Annotated in this window: 17 protein-coding genes and 1 pseudogene; 4 read left to right on the top strand and 14 right to left on the bottom strand. The window is 47.6% G+C overall.

Translation table 11 applies throughout. The features are described 5' to 3' along the window. Positions 1–81: 81 nt before the first annotated feature. Entirely contained in the window at positions 82–348 is a 267-nt protein-coding gene (locus QWJ34_RS22005; protein ID WP_302731342.1) for a protein tyrosine phosphatase, read from the bottom strand. Continuing rightward, positions 345–1169: an oxidoreductase gene (locus QWJ34_RS22000; protein ID WP_302731198.1), complete on the bottom strand. Its 825-nt coding sequence runs from the start codon at positions 1167–1169 to the stop codon at positions 345–347. Before QWJ34_RS22000 ends, QWJ34_RS22005 begins: the two co-directional genes overlap by 4 nt. A gap of 114 nt (positions 1170–1283) precedes the next feature. On the opposite strand from QWJ34_RS22000, the gene QWJ34_RS21995 reads away from it, so the two are divergent. Continuing rightward, entirely contained in the window at positions 1284–1955 is a 672-nt protein-coding gene (locus tag QWJ34_RS21995; protein WP_302731197.1) for a TetR/AcrR family transcriptional regulator, read from the top strand. A 92-nt stretch (positions 1956–2047) separates the two neighbouring features. Here the strand turns inward: QWJ34_RS21995 and QWJ34_RS21990 are convergent, their stop codons facing one another. After that, complete coding sequence (locus QWJ34_RS21990; RefSeq protein ID WP_302731196.1) at positions 2048–3034, bottom strand: alpha/beta hydrolase; 987 nt, start codon at positions 3032–3034, stop codon at positions 2048–2050. Between the two features lie 117 nt (positions 3035–3151). Here QWJ34_RS21990 and QWJ34_RS21985 point away from each other — a divergent pair, with 117 nt between their 5' ends. Beyond that, positions 3152–3331 (top strand): hypothetical protein, encoded by a 180-nt coding sequence (locus QWJ34_RS21985; RefSeq protein WP_302731195.1) that lies wholly within the window; start codon positions 3152–3154, stop codon positions 3329–3331. 166 nt (positions 3332–3497) lie between these two features. Here QWJ34_RS21985 and QWJ34_RS21980 read toward each other — a convergent pair whose 3' ends face one another. Together QWJ34_RS21980 and QWJ34_RS21975 are read right to left on the bottom strand one after the other, a co-directional pair. After that, positions 3498–3800 carry a transposase gene (locus QWJ34_RS21980; protein WP_302731193.1) on the bottom strand — a complete coding sequence of 101 codons (303 nt, stop codon included), beginning with the start codon at positions 3798–3800 and terminating at the stop codon, positions 3498–3500. Positions 3801–3860: 60 nt separating this feature from the next. After that, complete coding sequence (locus QWJ34_RS21975) at positions 3861–7919, bottom strand: hypothetical protein (RefSeq protein ID WP_302731192.1); 4059 nt, start codon at positions 7917–7919, stop codon at positions 3861–3863. A gap of 54 nt (positions 7920–7973) precedes the next feature. Here QWJ34_RS21975 and QWJ34_RS27170 point away from each other — a divergent pair. Beyond that, a pseudogene (locus tag QWJ34_RS27170) lies at positions 7974–8405 on the top strand (IS30 family transposase); the annotation flags it as partial. A 101-nt stretch (positions 8406–8506) separates the two neighbouring features. Here QWJ34_RS27170 and QWJ34_RS21965 read toward each other — a convergent pair. The 8 genes from QWJ34_RS21965 to QWJ34_RS21930 form a co-directional block, all read right to left on the bottom strand. Continuing rightward, a complete protein-coding gene (locus tag QWJ34_RS21965; protein ID WP_302731191.1) occupies positions 8507–8917 on the bottom strand; it encodes an ankyrin repeat domain-containing protein in 411 nt (136 codons plus the stop codon). A gap of 100 nt (positions 8918–9017) precedes the next feature. After that, positions 9018–9590 (bottom strand): DJ-1/PfpI family protein, encoded by a 573-nt coding sequence (locus tag QWJ34_RS21960; RefSeq protein ID WP_302731190.1) that lies wholly within the window; start codon positions 9588–9590, stop codon positions 9018–9020. Positions 9591–9594: 4 nt separating this feature from the next. After that, positions 9595–10128 carry a DUF4303 domain-containing protein gene (locus tag QWJ34_RS21955; RefSeq protein ID WP_302731188.1) on the bottom strand — a complete coding sequence of 178 codons (534 nt, stop codon included), beginning with the start codon at positions 10126–10128 and terminating at the stop codon, positions 9595–9597. Between the two features lie 49 nt (positions 10129–10177). Then, a complete protein-coding gene (locus QWJ34_RS21950; protein ID WP_302731186.1) occupies positions 10178–11938 on the bottom strand; it encodes a helix-turn-helix domain-containing protein in 1761 nt (586 codons plus the stop codon). A gap of 72 nt (positions 11939–12010) precedes the next feature. Next, positions 12011–12784 carry a (2Fe-2S)-binding protein gene (locus tag QWJ34_RS21945; RefSeq protein WP_302731184.1) on the bottom strand — a complete coding sequence of 258 codons (774 nt, stop codon included), beginning with the start codon at positions 12782–12784 and terminating at the stop codon, positions 12011–12013. Between the two features lies 1 nt (position 12785). Then, positions 12786–13844 (bottom strand): ABC transporter substrate-binding protein, encoded by a 1059-nt coding sequence (locus QWJ34_RS21940; RefSeq protein ID WP_302731182.1) that lies wholly within the window; start codon positions 13842–13844, stop codon positions 12786–12788. Positions 13845–13878: 34 nt separating this feature from the next. Then, the gene (locus tag QWJ34_RS21935) at positions 13879–14454 is read right to left on the bottom strand and encodes an HTH domain-containing protein (RefSeq protein WP_368047011.1); all 576 of its coding nucleotides are present in this window, start codon (positions 14452–14454) and stop codon (positions 13879–13881) included. Beyond that, positions 14432–14656, bottom strand: coding sequence for a helix-turn-helix domain-containing protein (locus QWJ34_RS21930; protein ID WP_302731180.1), 225 nt, complete (start codon positions 14654–14656; stop codon positions 14432–14434). Before QWJ34_RS21930 ends, QWJ34_RS21935 begins: the two co-directional genes overlap by 23 nt. A 152-nt stretch (positions 14657–14808) precedes the next feature. On the opposite strand from QWJ34_RS21930, the gene QWJ34_RS21925 reads away from it, so the two are divergent. Further along, positions 14809–15096, top strand: a complete 288-nt coding sequence (locus tag QWJ34_RS21925) for a hypothetical protein (protein WP_302731178.1) — start codon at positions 14809–14811, stop codon at positions 15094–15096. A gap of 194 nt (positions 15097–15290) precedes the next feature. Here the strand turns inward: QWJ34_RS21925 and QWJ34_RS21920 are convergent. Continuing rightward, on the bottom strand, positions 15291–16157 hold an 867-nt coding region (locus QWJ34_RS21920; RefSeq protein WP_302731176.1), incomplete at its 5' end, for a Cthe_2314 family HEPN domain-containing protein.

Here is a 16157-nt window from a genome sequence, read left to right as displayed (position 1 = left end):
CTTTTGAGAACAGCGCAAATAATCCGAACCTCTACCTCGATGCTCCAATCGGCGATCTCCAGATCTTCGCCTCCCCCGCTTTCAAAAATCCTCCGGCAGCTCGATATATTCCGCTACCCGCGATTTCAGAATCTCGATCAGTTCCTCGTCCATATATCCGTAGTCGTCGGGAACATCCAGAACGTTCAGCGGCTTGCCGCGCAGTTCTTCGCCGAACTTTTCGCGGAGTCTTTGCCTATGCTTTTTCTCCATTACAAAGATCCGGTCCGCCCAGCCGATATGGCCGCCGGTGACTTTGATTCTCGCTCCGAATAATTTAATACCGTGACCTCCATTATAGCCGATCAGACGCGGAACATCCGATAAACCACCCGGTCCATCATGCGGTCGGACAGCAGTTTTCTCAGCAGCAGAACCGACCTTGCCTGTTTGCCGGCGGCGTATCGCGTTCGGGGTCTTCGGGCTTCGATCGCTTTGAGCACCACATTCGCGATCACGTCCGGGGAAGCCGCATTTTTCACCTGGCCGAACATTCCCATCGCCGCTTCCGCCAATTGGCGATAAGGCGTATGCGCGGACGTCTGCCGGATATGCTCGATCGCGACTTCGCCCCACTCGCTTTCGACGATGCCCGGTTCGATCACCACCACATCGATTCCGAACGGCGCGACTTCCAGGCGAAGACAGTCGGAATACCCTTCCAGCGCATGCTTGCCCGCGTGATACCAGGCGCCGAGCAGCGTGTAGATCTTGCCGCCGACCGACGAGTTGTTGACGATCTTCCCGTACTTCTGCGCCCGCATGTAAGGAAGCACCAGCTGCGTCAACCGGCTTACGCCGAACAAATTCACTTCCATCTGGCGCCTCGCTTCTTCCATCGGCACATCTTCGACGGCTCCGAACGATCCGTAACCGGCATTGTTGAACAGCACGTCGATTCTTCCCTGCTCGCGGATAATGCGTTCGACCCCGCTTTGCATCGACTCGTCGTCCGTGACGTCCATCTCCAGAATATGCGCGCCTTTGGCTTCCAGGTCCCGCATTCTTTCTACCCGCCGGGCGGCTCCGTATACGATATACCCCTGCCGAAGCAGCAGATTGGCTGTCGCTTTGCCCATTCCCGACGATGCGCCGGTAATGAGGACTACTTTTTTATTCGATTCGTTCACTGTTATCTCTCCTTTTATTGACGTGACGTCACGTTAATTAAAGATCATTATAGAGGGCGTTTGGTGGATATGCAAGTTTGTATGCTATACTTTTTGGGAAAGGGGCTATGCACGATGGAATTTGAACGCGTACGAACGGACGAACAGCGGCGAATCAGAGTTCAGCAGATCAAAGACGCGGCGATCAAGCTGTTCGATGCTGGACAGTTTCACGAAATCGACCTGACCCAAATTGCCAGAGAAACCAGCTTCACGCGCGGCAATCTGTATAAATATATCTCGTCCAAAGAAGAAATCTATCTGCTGGTGATCGAAGACGAGCTGAACGATTACGTTAACGATTTGAAAAAGACGATCGTCTCCGACTTTACCCGGGACACCGACGGCTTTGCAAAGGAATGGGCGCAGGCGACGAACCGGCATCCGCGGATGCTGAAGCTGCTCGCCATGCTCGCGACGATTATCGAGCGCAACGTCTCGCTGGAGAAGCTGGTCCATTTTAAAAGGCAGCTGCCTCTGTATCTCTCGGAGATGAAGGAAGTCGTCAAAGTCGCGTTTCCCGCCTGGAGCGAAGCGACGCTTAATCAGTTCGTCCAGCTGCAAACGCATTACGCTTCCGGGTTGTTTCCTACCGTGACTCCGAGTCCACTGCAGCGGGAAGCGCATATCCAAGCGGGCATCCAGCTGGATTTCCCCGATTTTGCGACCGGATTTACGGAGTTTATCAGCTATACGGCGGATTATTTGAATCGTAAAAATGCAGCGAAGCCCGCGTCGAAAGCCTGACTACCTCTGCCGGGACAGCGCGAACGCTCGCCACTTTTCCTTTTACATGCAAAAGCCGACCGCCTCTTGACGAGACTGCCGGCTTTTTGGGCTTACGCCGTTTCTTCCATCGCCGCGACGATCTGCTCGAACGCTCGATCGGCTTCGGGAATCGGATACAGCGGGAACACATGGATCATCTTGGGATAGACGTAAAAGTTATGCGGAATACCGGCTGCGGTCAGCTGCTCGTCCCAACGCTCGCCGTCCGGATAGCCGCCTTCGTAAGTTCCGTAGAACATCGTCACTTTCGCGACTTTCGAGAAATCGCCATGCAGCGGAGACAGCAGCGGACTGCGCACATCCTCGCTTCCCGCCCACCGGGATGCCGCATAGCGCGCGCCCGGCACCGCCAGCATCGGATCGTTAGTCATATATTCTTGGATCGCCGGATTGTCAAAAGACAGATCCAGCGAAGGCGAGAACGCGATCATGTTCCCCGGCTGCGGCAGGCCCCACTCCTCCAGGCGCTGGCCCAGCAGAAGCGAAATATTGCCGCCCGCCGAATCGCCCATGATCGTAAGCTGCGAAGCATCGTCGACCGCGTTTACCGCGGAAGAATAGAGGTCCCGGAGCAGAGCGAATGTCGCTTCAAATGTATGCTTCGGCGCTTTGGGATAGATCGGCGCCACGACTTTCGCTCCCGTCGCCTGCGCCAGCTTGTCGATAAACGCCCAGTGAAAGCCGGTCGGCTGATATACCCAGGCTCCGCCGTGGATATACAGGACGACTTTTTGCTCACGGTCCTGCTTGTCGTTGAACGTGTACACCGGATAGCCCTGTACTTCTTCGCGGCCGACCGCGCTTTTGTATGCTTTATCCGGCAGCACGTAATCTTTGGAGTCTTCGACTTCCTGTATACTTGCCTGCATCAGCTGCTCGGAAAAAAATCTTTTCTTGGTGCCGCTGATTCCGATCAGCCCCGCAAACAGCTTGCTGCGCAGCGACTGATGTTCGACTTTATTGACGTACAGCGCGCTCGCGCCCACCGCTCCCGCGGCAGCGGCCAGAGCCAGTACGGACTTCATCCATTTGTTCATCGTATTCGCAACCTTTCTGTGCTTGAATCGCTTGAGGTGTTACAATCATATCACCCGCCGAACGCGGATTATAGACGTAAACCTCGCGGTGAGACAAAGCGAAAGGAAGTGTCACAGATGGGCAACGACGAACTCAAGCAGCTGTCCAGAGCCTCGATTCAGGAAGCGTTTCTGCTGCTGCTGGAAGAACGCTCGTGGGAGCGGATCTCGATTACGGATATTATCGCCAAAGCGGGCGTATCGAGAATGACTTACTCCCTTGTCAACGTCATAGGACTGCCGTACCGACTTTCGTGATCCTGAAAGGGGTACGCAATCCAGGTTTAAACATGGGCTTTCCGCTTCTTTTGCTCGCTCTGAGGTTGCTGAAGCCATTTGTAGAATCCGCTCCGCGAAACTTGGAGGACCTGGCACATCTTCTCGATTCGAAACTCGGAGCGATGAGCTTCGATGAACTGAAATCTCAGTTTTTTTCTTTGCTGAAGATGTGCAGCGCCTTTTTTAGAATCGCCAGTTCCTCCTGCAGATCCTGTTTCTCTCGCTCGGAGGCCTGCAGTTTGGCTTCCATCTCCCGCAGCTTTTCGGGGTTCGCTGAGGCTACGGGTTCATGTTCGAACGAGCGATACTTGGTCATCCAATTTTTCAGGGTACCCGTTGGAATATTCATCTCTTCCGCGATCTCCGGCAGGGTTTTGGTTTGCTCTTGGACGTACTTGACGGCTTGTTTCTTGAATTCTTCGTTATATCGTTGACGCTGCTCGGCCATAACGGATACCTCTTTCTTTAGTACATATTATCCGGTGTTCCTTAACTCCGTGTCCACTTTTTATTCTAGTTCCAAAGTGTTGCTCTCAGCTTGACAATCCGTCAGATACGGGATTATTAAAAACATATACGTTGTCACCTGCAATAAACTTTCGCTAATATACTCTGTATTTTGAAGCGAGTTGACTTTATCTTGCAAATCTTCCCCAAACGACAATCCCTCTAGTATAAGATGTAACAATTGCTCTAGCTCTGGTGGAAGACTGTCATCTAATAAACCTCTAAGCTGCACAACTGCATTAACTACATTTTGCAAATTTTCTAGGATTCCAAGTTGGAAATCATTAATATAATTTACGAGACTATTTTCTATCAGATTTTCGAATAAAGATACTTCTTCAATAACTTGATCATATTGTATTAATCTCATTCTTATTATTCCAACCTCGGCTATCGCTTCTCTCCACTGTTTTTGAAAAGGAGAATTCAATCCATAGGAGTTATAGATCTCTTCTGGGAGCTCTGCCGAAGGTAAAGGTAAAGAAAATTCTACTTCAAATGCGCCAAGAATCCTGAACAGCGGTATTTCAAAACTGCCTATTATAGGAAGTCCATTGTATAAAGGAATAAAAGTCAACCCAGAAAAAGTAGTTTCGATTTGCCATCTTAAGTAGTTAAAGTCTTTAGCCACATTCCAAGTTTTCTCAAGCTCCCGAAAAACCAAATGGTACTGATCCAAAATCGTGTAGGTTTCGGAAATTGGTTCTGTATATATAATGAATCTATGAACAGCATTCCCTTCTTCTATATCCTTGACAATAATATAAGGATTCATAGAATTTACGAATGTTTGAAAAGCTTGTTCCGATTTATTGGATAGACGCTTTAGCTTTTCTTTTGCACTATAACGTAATCCGTTTCCAGTTGGTCTATGATTCGTTACGCTTTCCCACATATTCAAGGTTAGAAGTAAATCCTCCAACTCCTTGGAAGCAAACGTTGAATACTGTTCATTTGTATAAGCTTGAAATAAATTTTGAAATTCATTTTGCATAAAAAAGGCTTCCTTTGCTGCCTCATAAATATTCAGTGTTGATGAATTGGAACTTACTTCTCGCTCTTCTCTTCTCAATTTTAATACTTCTAGAGCTTGTTTGAAAAAATTATCCATATTAGAGTTCATCTCAGAAAAATGTTTTCTAAAAGCTTCGTCAGGCTGGGCGGATAAATTTATCCTAGATAGAAGAACCTCTTTATTTTCTTTAAAACCTTCGCTACTTAGTCCATACCCATCGATAATGGCTTTAGGCAGCAGTCTTTCTTTGCGCAGAGCGTGTTGTAGGACCTTTAATGTCGAATTGAAATTTTTCTCTGCTGAAAAATCCCAACGTTTGCTTTTATAAAAGCGCTCTACTAAATTTATGAACTGATTTAAAACTTCATTTATCTGTTTTCGCAGAACATTAATATCTTGCAAATATAAGTTCCAGCTGTCTGGTCGATGATCAAGATTGACTCTTATAAGCATTCTTGAATTCAATTGCGTAATCCACCCGTCCGGCCAGTGTTCTTTAAGAATTCTTTTTTCATTATCATAATTTATTACATTTAAATTTTTCAATAATTCGCTTCCTATTAACTTTACTGAAACCAAATTCTTATTTGGGTACAAACGGCTTAATAGCTTTACCATATTCATAGTCGAGTAATGATTAAAATTTTCATGAGTTTCTTCAGTTGATTTGTAAAAATAATCAGGAGGAAATTGACATAGAATTTCTTCCTCGGATATTTCTAAAGAAAGTACTCGATATTCCTCAATCAATCTTTCACGCAGAATTTCTTCGCTTAAACTATAAGCATTCATGTAGCTTTGCTGATATAATCCTAAGGCCGCATCTACTCGACTTTCTAATTGCCCTTCGCTCATCGCAGCAAGAATTTTATCTTCAAACATCTGAATAGGTATTGTTTTTTTTCGCAAACCTGACCAAAAAAGAGAGTACCCAAAATTTGACCAATCCGTCTCGTTCACAGGGAGCACTGTAGGCGCAGATGAAAGGTCTAACCACTTATCTGTATTCGAGTAGGATAACTTAGTATCTTTTAACGATTTTTTTATTTGCTCAAGATGAGAACGCAATCTTTTTTTATCAAGAACATTATTCAAAGTTTCGCCTTCTAACCATTCTTCTGCTGCAAACCTTCCAGGTTTTATTTCTCCTGTCACATCCATTGGAACAAACATCCTCCACCCAGATCCGTTATGATCAAAAGTGAAGTCGAATGTTGCTTTATTTTCTTCTACGTACTGTTTGACATCCAGCCAGAGCATTGTATTGAGAGTAACACCGTAAGCTGTCCAATCCGCATATTCTACCGCAGCAATCTGACTAATTAAGTCCGCTTCGATTCCGTGGTCTGTAAAGTATTGAACAAGAAGAAGTTGAGGCTGCGTGTCTTCTACACATACCAAACTCCGCAGCAATACTGTTTTTTCCTCAATTCCTATTTCTTTTTGAAGAATTTCGAAAAGAATCTTAGCACGTACGGGATGTAGCGAATCAATATATGTTCCGTCTTCTGAATTCCGAATTAAATATTCATTACTCATTCTTTTCAATGCACTAATTGCGCTTGAAACATGAATTTCTTGTTTAGCTTTTTCCAATCGTACAGAACCATTCACTCTTCCCACATAGCAGACCAGAAGCAAAAGCTCCAACCATGTATCATCTACTTTTTCAGTTATCAAGCGTTGAATCTGCGCTTTCAATCTTTGCTCTAAAGTTTGATTATTATTCAATAAATACATAAATTCCAATAAGGGTCCGCTTCCTCCGAACATCTGCCATGCTTCTTCAAAATTACGAAAGTGTATATGAGGTTCATTTTCTATTTGTCGCTTATATATTTGTGCCGCTTCTTTTTCTGATAGATTGAGCTCTATGGCTTTGAATGTTACTTCACTCTCGTCTAAGCTTGCTTGTTTGAAGTCTTCTTCCCGGATCGATATCAAAACAGGCACATTGCTCCCACGGACTTGCAGCTCACGGATCAACCAAGTCCAATAGGTCTGACCAGGAGCTACGTCTATATAAACAATAATATGATCTGTATGACTGGATAATCCTATGATTGCTTTAACCAGGTTTGCTGCCTGCTCATGCGATTGGATTTGTCGTATGCAGAATACAAGTTCTTCAGAATATTCTTTTATTAAATACTTGTAACATAATGAAGTCTTCCCTTGTCCGGATACTCCTTTTATAATTACCGCTTTGCTTTGCGATAACGCTGATTGTATCTTTTCCGAGAATTCCAAACGTTCAAAATCTAGCGAGGCTCGAATATGCGCAGGATGAGTAGAAACGCCCTGTTTGTATTCTTCCTTCAGCTCTTCATAATTTTTATTCGTTTTAATAGCCGATAAGGTTATAAGTGATCCTCCCCATTCTCTAAAAAAGCCATCAAATGAAGCCATATTTCTTCCAATTTGATTTACTTTTTCTTGCCAAATTGATTTTGAAGTGAATTGTTGAGTTCTTGATAGGTCCGAGACATATTGAATTAATAAGTCTTGCATTAAACCTGGAGCACTCATGGTAGGTATATAGTTTTTAACTTGTTTAGTCACAGCCTCCTGAAGCATGGTATGATCCACTTTTTCAAATACGAGTCTGTCTAACAGCCACTCGGCTTCTTCCACCTTAAGGCCATGATTATCTTTTAGTTTTTTCTTAACACTCTCTACCACTTCTTTTTTGAGGTTGATCAAATTTTCAAGTTCTTCTCCTAGTGCTCCGAAATATACAACTTTTGCTATGATCGGTTCAGTCTCAGTAGCTTTTAAACTCACTACTCGTTGAAAAAAGCCTTCATTCTTCTGCGATTGACTTGTAGATGCCAGACTGGATAAACTCATATTCGAACCTAAATCTTTGACTTGTACTACTTCAGCTACTACTCCGTCTTTTTTTATTAACAAATCTTCTAAATGTTCTGGATAGTATTCAAGTGTAGCGTCGTCTTCTACAATTCGCGAAGCAATATAGAGAGTCTGAGAAGAATAACCTTTCCATGAGGCTTGAGCTCCTAGGTCAGATCGACTAAAAGACATTATAATTCCCCCTAAATATCGTTATCTGAGTGCAGATAGAGTCTAAAGGCGCAGGGCAAGAGAAAAGCCTGTGTCGCCACGCTCGTTGAGTGAAAAACACGCTTTTACCAGACGATTAAGATGCCGAACCGTACGGCCTTGTCTACGGAGATTGCGTTCAGGATGCTGGCCGCCCAGTACCCGGAAGCCGCGATCTAAACCGCCAGCGCAGACCGAGGCAAAGAGTTCGCCTGTCACGCGGCACTGAAGGCCGTACAAGGGGTCGAGGTTTACTTTGCGGATCCGTATTCGTCCTGGCAGCGCGGCTCTAATGAGAATGCGAACGGACTGCTTCGAGAGTTTTTCCCGAAAGGTCATGATTTTGCCCAAGTGACGGACGCTGAACTGGAGCGAGCGCTTCATCTGATCAACAACCCGCCTCGCAAGTGTCTAGGCTGGGAGTCCACGCACGAATCGTTTCAGGAGGAAGTGTTGCACTTAGTTTGACAATCCGTCTATAGAAAATAAACAGCGAATCCAGCATTATTATGCTCCGATCTTTTTATTTTTGTTTTTGAATTTGCTTTTCATCTTGAGCTTCCGGGCTCTTATCTACCGCCTTTCAGCACTCCAATCACTTTCTCCGACTCATAAGCTTCCGCAATATCCAGCGCATTCTCGCCGTTTGCATCGCGAAGCTGCGCATCCGCTCCTTGTTCTAACAGATATTGAATAATATTCACCGGCTCATCGCCCTGCTGTCCGCCGGACTGAATCGTTCCGTCAATCGCCATGTCCACAGCCTGCTGAAGCGCGGTCCATCCTCCGTTTGGCTGTAAGTTGACGTCCGCCCCATTTTCCACCAGCAGCCGAATAATCTCCAACCGCTCGTGTTCGGCCGCCGCTTTCAGTAAAGTCCAACCCTCCTCATAAATGCGGTTCGGATCAGCGCCGGAAGTTAAAGCCTGTCTGACTGCTTCTATATGTCCGTCTCTAATATCCGCAAAAATCTGCTGCATTGGACCTCTCTCCCGTCTTTTTCTCATCATATGCAAAAGCAGCCCCGGCGCAAAGATCGCCAAGACTGTCTTTATAAAAGTGATCTCCCAAGTAAAATATTCAAGACTTGAAGTATTTAAAAAAATCAATCGTTTCCCGATAGTCCGCCTCATCTTTATAAATACCGGCCAGCGTGCCCAGTTCCAGAGCAAAATCGACATACCCGGCGGCTTTGGCCGTAATCACATTCCCGTCTGTGACTGTGTTCCGATCGATGTAATGCTGCGGTTCAAATTCGGCGTGGGCCGCGGTATCCAGCGTAGTGGTGTACTTGCGATTTTTCAAAATTCCGGCTTTGGCCAACTGTAAGGTTCCGCTGCAAATGCCTCCGACGATCTTTTTCCGACGATCCAGTTCCGCCAGCAGCTCATGCAGTTTGCCGCAGCCTTCAAGCTCCGCGGCATCGCCGCCGGGCACCAAAAACACGTCGATCTCCCGCGGATCGATCTCGCCCAGCTTAAGGTGGGGAATCAGTTGAAACCCTTCGTACGAAGCGACCGGAGTTCCCTCCACGCCTACCGTGACAATGTCTCCGGCCGTTTTCATAAGATAACTGGCCAGCATCACCTCGAAATGGGCAAAACCTTCATAAATCAAAATATGAGTCTTCATGCGTTGAATCTCCTTTTCCACCGGATCAACGATCGTATCGCTTCAAAAAGTTCTTGGCAAGTTCGGCGTCCGTCATCTGCACCACCGTTTCGTTTTCCAGTGCTTCCGCTTCGTCGTCGTCCGTCATGGACACAAAGAATACGATGTCCGCTTTGCTTTGACCGTATGCCCGGAACACGGATTCATCCGTATCGCGGACGACTCCGGCAATAATCGAGACGATTGCGTCCTTGTGGTCGTAGGCGTTCTCGGCTTCGTACATCACGTCGCTGATTCCGTTAAAATGCGTCTCGTCCCCGTACTGATACTCCGAAATGCCCCAGCGATAATAAATCTCGGACGCTTCGCTTTCGCACAAACCTTTCTGCTTCATATCCGCAATATGCCGCGCCAGCGATTCTTCCGTATTGACCGCCAGAAACAACGTCGTAAAGTCGCTGTCCGTGCCGAACGCGCAGGCGTAAACTTTTTCGTGCTGCGCTTGAGCCAGCGTATCGGTAAGATCTTGCAGAAAATTGGCTTTGAAATGAGTTTCGAATCGATTCAGAAAGTCAGTCATAAGTCGGCTCCTTTTTAGCTTCAATAATTCGCATGATCCGTTTCTAAAACTATTCTACACGCCCATGCCCAATCCCTCGAAATCCAGTCAACAAAGCCCGCTCGATCTGATCCACAATCCCGTTAATTCCCGTCGGACCGTAACAGCCGATCCACGTCGCGGCGTCTACCGGGTGCACCTGCTGCCGCTCGTCCGTATCCAGCATTCCGCGCACACGCTGCTCGGTCGCCGATCTGCCTTCCTGCATCGTTTCGTTGCTCAGCAAAAAGTAATGGCCCGCCTGTACGGCGGGAAGCCGGTCGACCGAAATATGATACGCGGTATCGGAAGTGTCGGCCACAAACAGCGGAACCGGCAGCCCCAGATCGCGATACAGCACGGCGCCCGTGCGATGAGCGGCCGAATGCACCCGTACGAGGGAATCCAGCGGACGGATCAAAGCCACGCTTTGCCCCGCCAGGACGGAAGCGAGTTCTTCGGCCAGCAAAGCGGTTCGCCGATCGTAATCCGCCAGGATGCGCCGGGCTTCCGCCCGTTTGCCGGTCAGTTCGCCGAACAGCCGCAGAACGGTCTGCCAGCTTTCGTTGCGTTTGAACATCAACACCGGAGCGATCGCGCTCAACCGGTCGAAGTGCCGCTCATGGACTTCGGTGCAAATAATCAGATCCGGCGACAGCTTCTCCACCGCGAGCAGATCGGGGTATTCGTATGTGCCGAGCAGCTCCGTACCTTGAAGTCCCGCCCGGATATGCCGGGGGAAATTCACGGACGCGCTGCCCGAGCCCACGCTGCCCGCCGGAGGCAATCCGAGCGACAGCAGATGGTCCGCATACTGCACATCCAGCACGGCGATCCGCCGCGGCGTTTCCGTCACCGGATACTCGCCCCGCATATGGCAGATGACCGGGCCCTGAGCCGAGTCGTAGGAAGAAGCCGTGCGGTTTTGCAGCAGCGCATGGGCGTACTCCGCGTCCGTTTTCGCAGCTTGCGCCAGCCGGTAATGCAGCGGAGGAACGCCATAAACCTTTTTGAACGCCCGGCTAAAATAATACGTATCGCGATAACCGATCCGTTCCGCGATTTCTCCGACCGAAGCTTCCGTATGACGCAGCATCCGCGACGCGTTCTCCATCCGCAGCTGAATCACATACTCCATCGGGCCGAGCTGCTTCTCCTGCTTGAACCGCCGCTGGAGCTGCCTGACGCTGCATCCGGCGAGGGCCGCCAGGTCTTTGAGCTCCAATTCCCGGCGGTAATTCGACGAGATATAGGACGCCACAACCTCCACCACGTCGGCTTCCGTTCCGCCCTGGCCGCATTCGTATTCCATAATCAGTTCGTAGATCATACTTTGCAGCAGCGCATTGGCGTGAAAACATTCCAATCCTTCGCCGCGGCGCCATTTGGCGATGATTTTCTCCGCATTTTGCACCCATTCCGTTTGAGCCGCCGTGCTTTGAATAAAGGAGCGCTGAAGCGGATGTTTGCGGTACGAAGGCATGGCGAGGGAAGCCCCTTCGATGGAAGAAGCCCGGTACGCAATCGCGATATAATAAAGTTCGTCCGATGCGGACGTCAGTGTAAACGATGTGCCTTGAACCATATGACAAGCAAAAGAAGCTCCAATGCGGCACACTTCGCCGTTCATTGTAAGCTCCCCTGCCCCGCCTACCGCGAGCAGCAGCAGATTCGAGATCGATTCGGTTTCGCTCATGCCAAGGACGCCGCCCGCCTGCAAAGTCCCGCTGTACCCGTCAAGCATCTTGATCGTCGTATCGCTCCATAAGCTGGTTTGTTCGTGCAGCGGCATTTCTCTCATCTCCCGACAATAGCATCCTTCGCCAAAACGAATACGTGGGCAAAGGTAAGGTTGCTGCTGTTGTCATTTTAGTTGAGACTTATTCTCAGTGTCAATTTTCGGGCACTTTCTGCAGTACTCCCCCGACATCCGGTAGTAGAAGCAGCAGGTGATCCGCTCGCTTTTCGCAGCCGGAATTCCGTGCTCGCACGTCGTGAATCGGGTAAACGGGTTCTTTCGCTGATCGAACACGGCTCCGGGCGCTGCTTGAGTGAGATATTCGAAATCCGCCCGGACGTGTTCATGTTCCCGACCGGCGTCGTCCGCATCACGCAGATACAGCGGGCCGATCCGCACCATGATATTTTCCCACAGGATACTCATCGGAATAGACGCGATCGCCGCAAGATTCCGGAGCAGCGGAGTAAGCCGGGACGCGAACATGTCTTCGACCGCTTTGGCTCGCCATGTCTCCCTGCTGCCTTCGAGCGCTTCCGCCCGAAGATCGTCGACCGCCAGAAAAGGAAACCGCGTCGTTGTCTCATCGGTAAGCGCAGGATGATACAGGTAGGTGCTGTGCGGCTCGAACGAAACGTGCTGATGATGAAAAGTCATCGCCTTCACCAGCGGAGCGGTCCAGAGGTAGCCGAGTCGTTTGGATAACATGGAAGCGGCGACTCTTCGATCCGGCGCGTCGATATACTGCCGAAACCAGTCGATGTAAACGCGGCACGCTTCTTCTTCGTACAGCTCGCTCAAAGCGACTGTGCGGACGCTGTTTGCAGGCGGTTTCCCGAGGCGAATCGAATACTTGTCCGCGGTTTGTTTCCAACCCTCGCTTGCAAGATAACGATCCATATCAATCCGATCCGAGCAGGGCTTCCGAAGCCTGGTCTACGATCAGGTTGATCGCCAGCGGACCGTAGTAAGCAATCCAGAGCGTGGAGTTCACGTCGTACGTCCGGTTTTCTTTGACCGCATCGAGGGATTTCCAGACCGGATTGTTCGCCATCGCTTCCGCTTCCGCGGCAAACAGCTCATCCGCCAGCACGAAGTAACGATCCGCGTCGATCTCGGGAACTTTTTCCATCGAAATTTCAACCGAACCGTCTTCGCCGATTTCCTTCGCGAGTTCAGGCATATTCAAGCCCAGATCCCCGTACAGAATTTGGCCGATACGATGCTCGATGCCGTGAACGCGAATGCCTTCTTTTCTCGGACGAATAATCGCTACCGTTTCATCGCCCAGTTTCTCGGCCAGCTGCGTTTTCAGTCCGGCGGCTTTGTCTTCGTAAGCTGTGCGCACCTTCTCCGCTTCATCCCGCTTGTCCGTAATCTGGGCGATCGTCGCCAACGTATCGCGCCAGTCTTCGTAAAAATCAAGAACCAGCGTAGGCGCAATCTTGCTGACGTTCTCGTACTGCTCCTCCTGGAAATCGGTCATGATAATCAGGTCCGGGTTCAAGGCGGCGATCGCTTCCAGATTCGGCTCGTCCCGCGTGCCCAGCACCTGGACGTCATTCGGCTGGTCGCCCAAATATTCCGGGAAATCGGTGTTGCCTCCGGCGATCACGCTGCCTGCCGGCTTCTCGCCGACCGCCAACATCTGATCCAGAAACTTCACGTCGAGCACGGCGATCGTTTTCGGCTTTGCGTCCAGCGTCAGCTCGCCTTTCGTGTGCTTGATCGTAACCGGGTAGGCGCCCGCGTTGGACTCTGGAGCCGATTCCGCCGCAGCCGAAGGCGTCTCGGTCGGTGCTGGCTTCGCGGCAGCCGGACTGCTGCTGTTCGCGCCGGCTCCCGCGCCGCAGGCCGTCAGGATCAGAACAAGGACCAGCATCCAGCCCATAAGAAATCTCGATTTGCGGGCGGCGTATTTCCTGCTTCCGGCCGTTTGTCCCTTTGGTGCGTGATTCATGGTAAATCCCCCTTATGTATGATAATGATTTTCATTATCGAATATAAGGGAGTATAAAGGATAGGCGGTTTGCGGAGCCATGTACTTTTGCGACATGTTGGGGGGAATAATGCGACGGGGGAGCCGTTTTGAGTTGCGGTTTAGACAAATAAAAAAGAAATACAGCAGTAGTTGCTAATTTATAGCGTTTTTCAAACGATAGAGATTCTGCGTTTTCGAGAAAATGCTCAATATCTTGCCCTTCTACTTTGGCAAAAAGAGCGATCGAATCCACAGAAAAATTCAAATGATGAATCAGATGCTCGATTATCGCTTGAACCCTTTCGTTAGGCTGTGCGATTTCGAAGCTTTCGGAGAGTAGGACTACAAATTGCTGAAACTCTGAAATCTCAATCTGGGAATATTTCGTTTCGTCTACAGTACCGTTCAATAAGTCTAAAATCATATCTTCGCTGCTGTTAGACATTTTACTCAGGGTTTGTGTCGAGAGTTTGTAGGTGGTCATTACTTTTTTCAAGAATTTATTGAATGATTGACCATCCGAGCTGCTTGAGTTTATTGAAATCAGAATGATCTCCTCCTGAACTCTAGGATCTGTCTCCCGGTACATATTCAATCAAATCAGATAATTTGCAATTGAATGTATCACAAAGTTTAAACAAGGTTTCCAGCTTTGTTGTTTCAATATTCGTTTCCCTGTACAACTTGTTAATTGAGTTTCGACTTAACCCCGATTTTGCCATCAATTCCGTTATATCATCTATTCGATGTTCGGCCATAAGCTCTCGTATATTGCATTTAATTACGCTCATTTTTCTCCTCCATACTTCTATCTTATCTTTCATTTTATCAATCATCAATGAAAAGCGAAATTTTAACTCTGCAAAGTGAAAATCTCACCTTGAAATTAACCTTATAGAGTTATATAATGACTCCATAAGGTTATCTAAGGGAGAGAGAATATATGACTAATTCATTAGAGTCTTTAACAGAACCGCTTATAAGAATACGTTTAGAATCACTCTACAGCGAACTTCTGAATTTTCATGAGGAGTATACCCAGCTTTCTGCGGAGACCGATCAATATTTTAAAACGCTGCGCGACGCTTTACCTGACCAACTGGAAGATACAATCATTCTCTATGAGGACGCTCAAATTTCTCTACAAGCTATACTGGAACGTAGCATCTATACACAGGGATTTAAAGACGCTCTGCAACTATTTAGTGAGTTACAAAATTTTAGGAATTAGAAGGGCATAGCACCTTCTTTTTTTATTGTTTTTGGTTCTGTTGTTTAACTTACTATATTCACGACTCAGCGCATGCTGCGTGTCCGGCCTATATTCACAACCCAGCATATGCTGGATGTCTGGCGCATGTCGTACCTAGGGCGTATGCCCGCAGCGTAAACATTATGTTATGAGATGTCATCAGCTTCAGTGCCTTACTCACGAATCGCTTCTATTGCCTCCTTAAGAAGTTCTGACACTGATAAAATGTTGCGGTATACCATTTTCGAATTGTAGTATTCTGTCTCTACCTCTATTATTGCTCCGTTAATGTCTTTGAGTCGATGTATTCCAGGTAGATTAGGAGAATGATTGTGGGTTATCTGATTTCGATAAGTATTCGCCTTAAAGAACTCATTATTCTCTATTATTGCGCCCAATTTTTTAAATAAATCAGGATTTTCGTTTTTCATCTTACCAACTATATTTTTGAACTCTACTCTTTTTACTGTTAAGTTGTATCGTTCCTTAAGTATATGTCCTATAGCTTCTAAACATGCAAATGCTTTGAGATAAAAAACATCTGAGTAGTAATCGAACTTTTCTTTATTTCCAAAGTGATCAGGTTCAAACTTTTTGAAGATTCCACTAGTATTTTTATCTTCTACGTTATCCGGTATTCCTAATTGATAATAGAAACTTAACATGATATAGCTTTCAAGCAATGCCCTAAATCTATGTACTAGCAATGATCCGTATGAATTGATTATTGGCCCATTAAAAAAAATCGTTACATCTGGAGCATTATTAACGAAATCATCAGATGAAAATTGGAATCCTATAAATGGACTATGGCTCAAAATTTCATGCCATTCTTCTTCAGTCGGATATCTAACGTACTTCATCTTTATCCTCCTTTCTTGATAATTTCTCGTAACGTTCCTGTATTCATGACTCAGCGCATGCTGAGTGTCCGGCGAACGCCAGGCCAAGGGCGCATGCCCGATGCGTGAATATTTTGTTGGTATTCTCAGTTCATCCCCGGCTCGTTCGGAGATGAACTTTTTCTTTATACTGGAGAA

The sequence above is a fragment of the Saccharibacillus sp. CPCC 101409 genome, assembly GCF_030518235.1.
Lineage (GTDB): Bacteria > Bacillota > Bacilli > Paenibacillales > Paenibacillaceae > Saccharibacillus.
The sequence above is the reverse complement of the archived record's forward strand: the minus strand, read 5'-3'. Positions and strand labels throughout refer to the sequence as shown.

Coding starts and splice junctions, on each gene's coding strand:
- QWJ34_RS21930 (WP_302731180.1), bottom strand. CDS start 14,656: ATGAGCGTAATTAAATGCAATATACGAGAGCTTATGGCCGAACATCGA.
- QWJ34_RS21975 (WP_302731192.1), bottom strand. CDS start 7,919: ATGTCTTTTAGTCGATCTGACCTAGGAGCTCAAGCCTCATGGAAAGGT.
- QWJ34_RS21985 (WP_302731195.1), top strand. CDS start 3,152: ATGGGCAACGACGAACTCAAGCAGCTGTCCAGAGCCTCGATTCAGGAA.
- QWJ34_RS21950 (WP_302731186.1), bottom strand. CDS start 11,938: ATGCCGCTGCACGAACAAACCAGCTTATGGAGCGATACGACGATCAAG.
- QWJ34_RS21980 (WP_302731193.1), bottom strand. CDS start 3,800: ATGGCCGAGCAGCGTCAACGATATAACGAAGAATTCAAGAAACAAGCC.
- QWJ34_RS21925 (WP_302731178.1), top strand. CDS start 14,809: ATGACTAATTCATTAGAGTCTTTAACAGAACCGCTTATAAGAATACGT.
- QWJ34_RS21945 (WP_302731184.1), bottom strand. CDS start 12,784: ATGGATCGTTATCTTGCAAGCGAGGGTTGGAAACAAACCGCGGACAAG.
- QWJ34_RS21995 (WP_302731197.1), top strand. CDS start 1,284: ATGGAATTTGAACGCGTACGAACGGACGAACAGCGGCGAATCAGAGTT.
- QWJ34_RS21940 (WP_302731182.1), bottom strand. CDS start 13,844: ATGAATCACGCACCAAAGGGACAAACGGCCGGAAGCAGGAAATACGCC.
- QWJ34_RS21955 (WP_302731188.1), bottom strand. CDS start 10,128: ATGACTGACTTTCTGAATCGATTCGAAACTCATTTCAAAGCCAATTTT.
- QWJ34_RS21990 (WP_302731196.1), bottom strand. CDS start 3,034: ATGAACAAATGGATGAAGTCCGTACTGGCTCTGGCCGCTGCCGCGGGA.
- QWJ34_RS21935 (WP_368047011.1), bottom strand. CDS start 14,454: ATGTACCGGGAGACAGATCCTAGAGTTCAGGAGGAGATCATTCTGATT.
- QWJ34_RS21965 (WP_302731191.1), bottom strand. CDS start 8,917: ATGCAGCAGATTTTTGCGGATATTAGAGACGGACATATAGAAGCAGTC.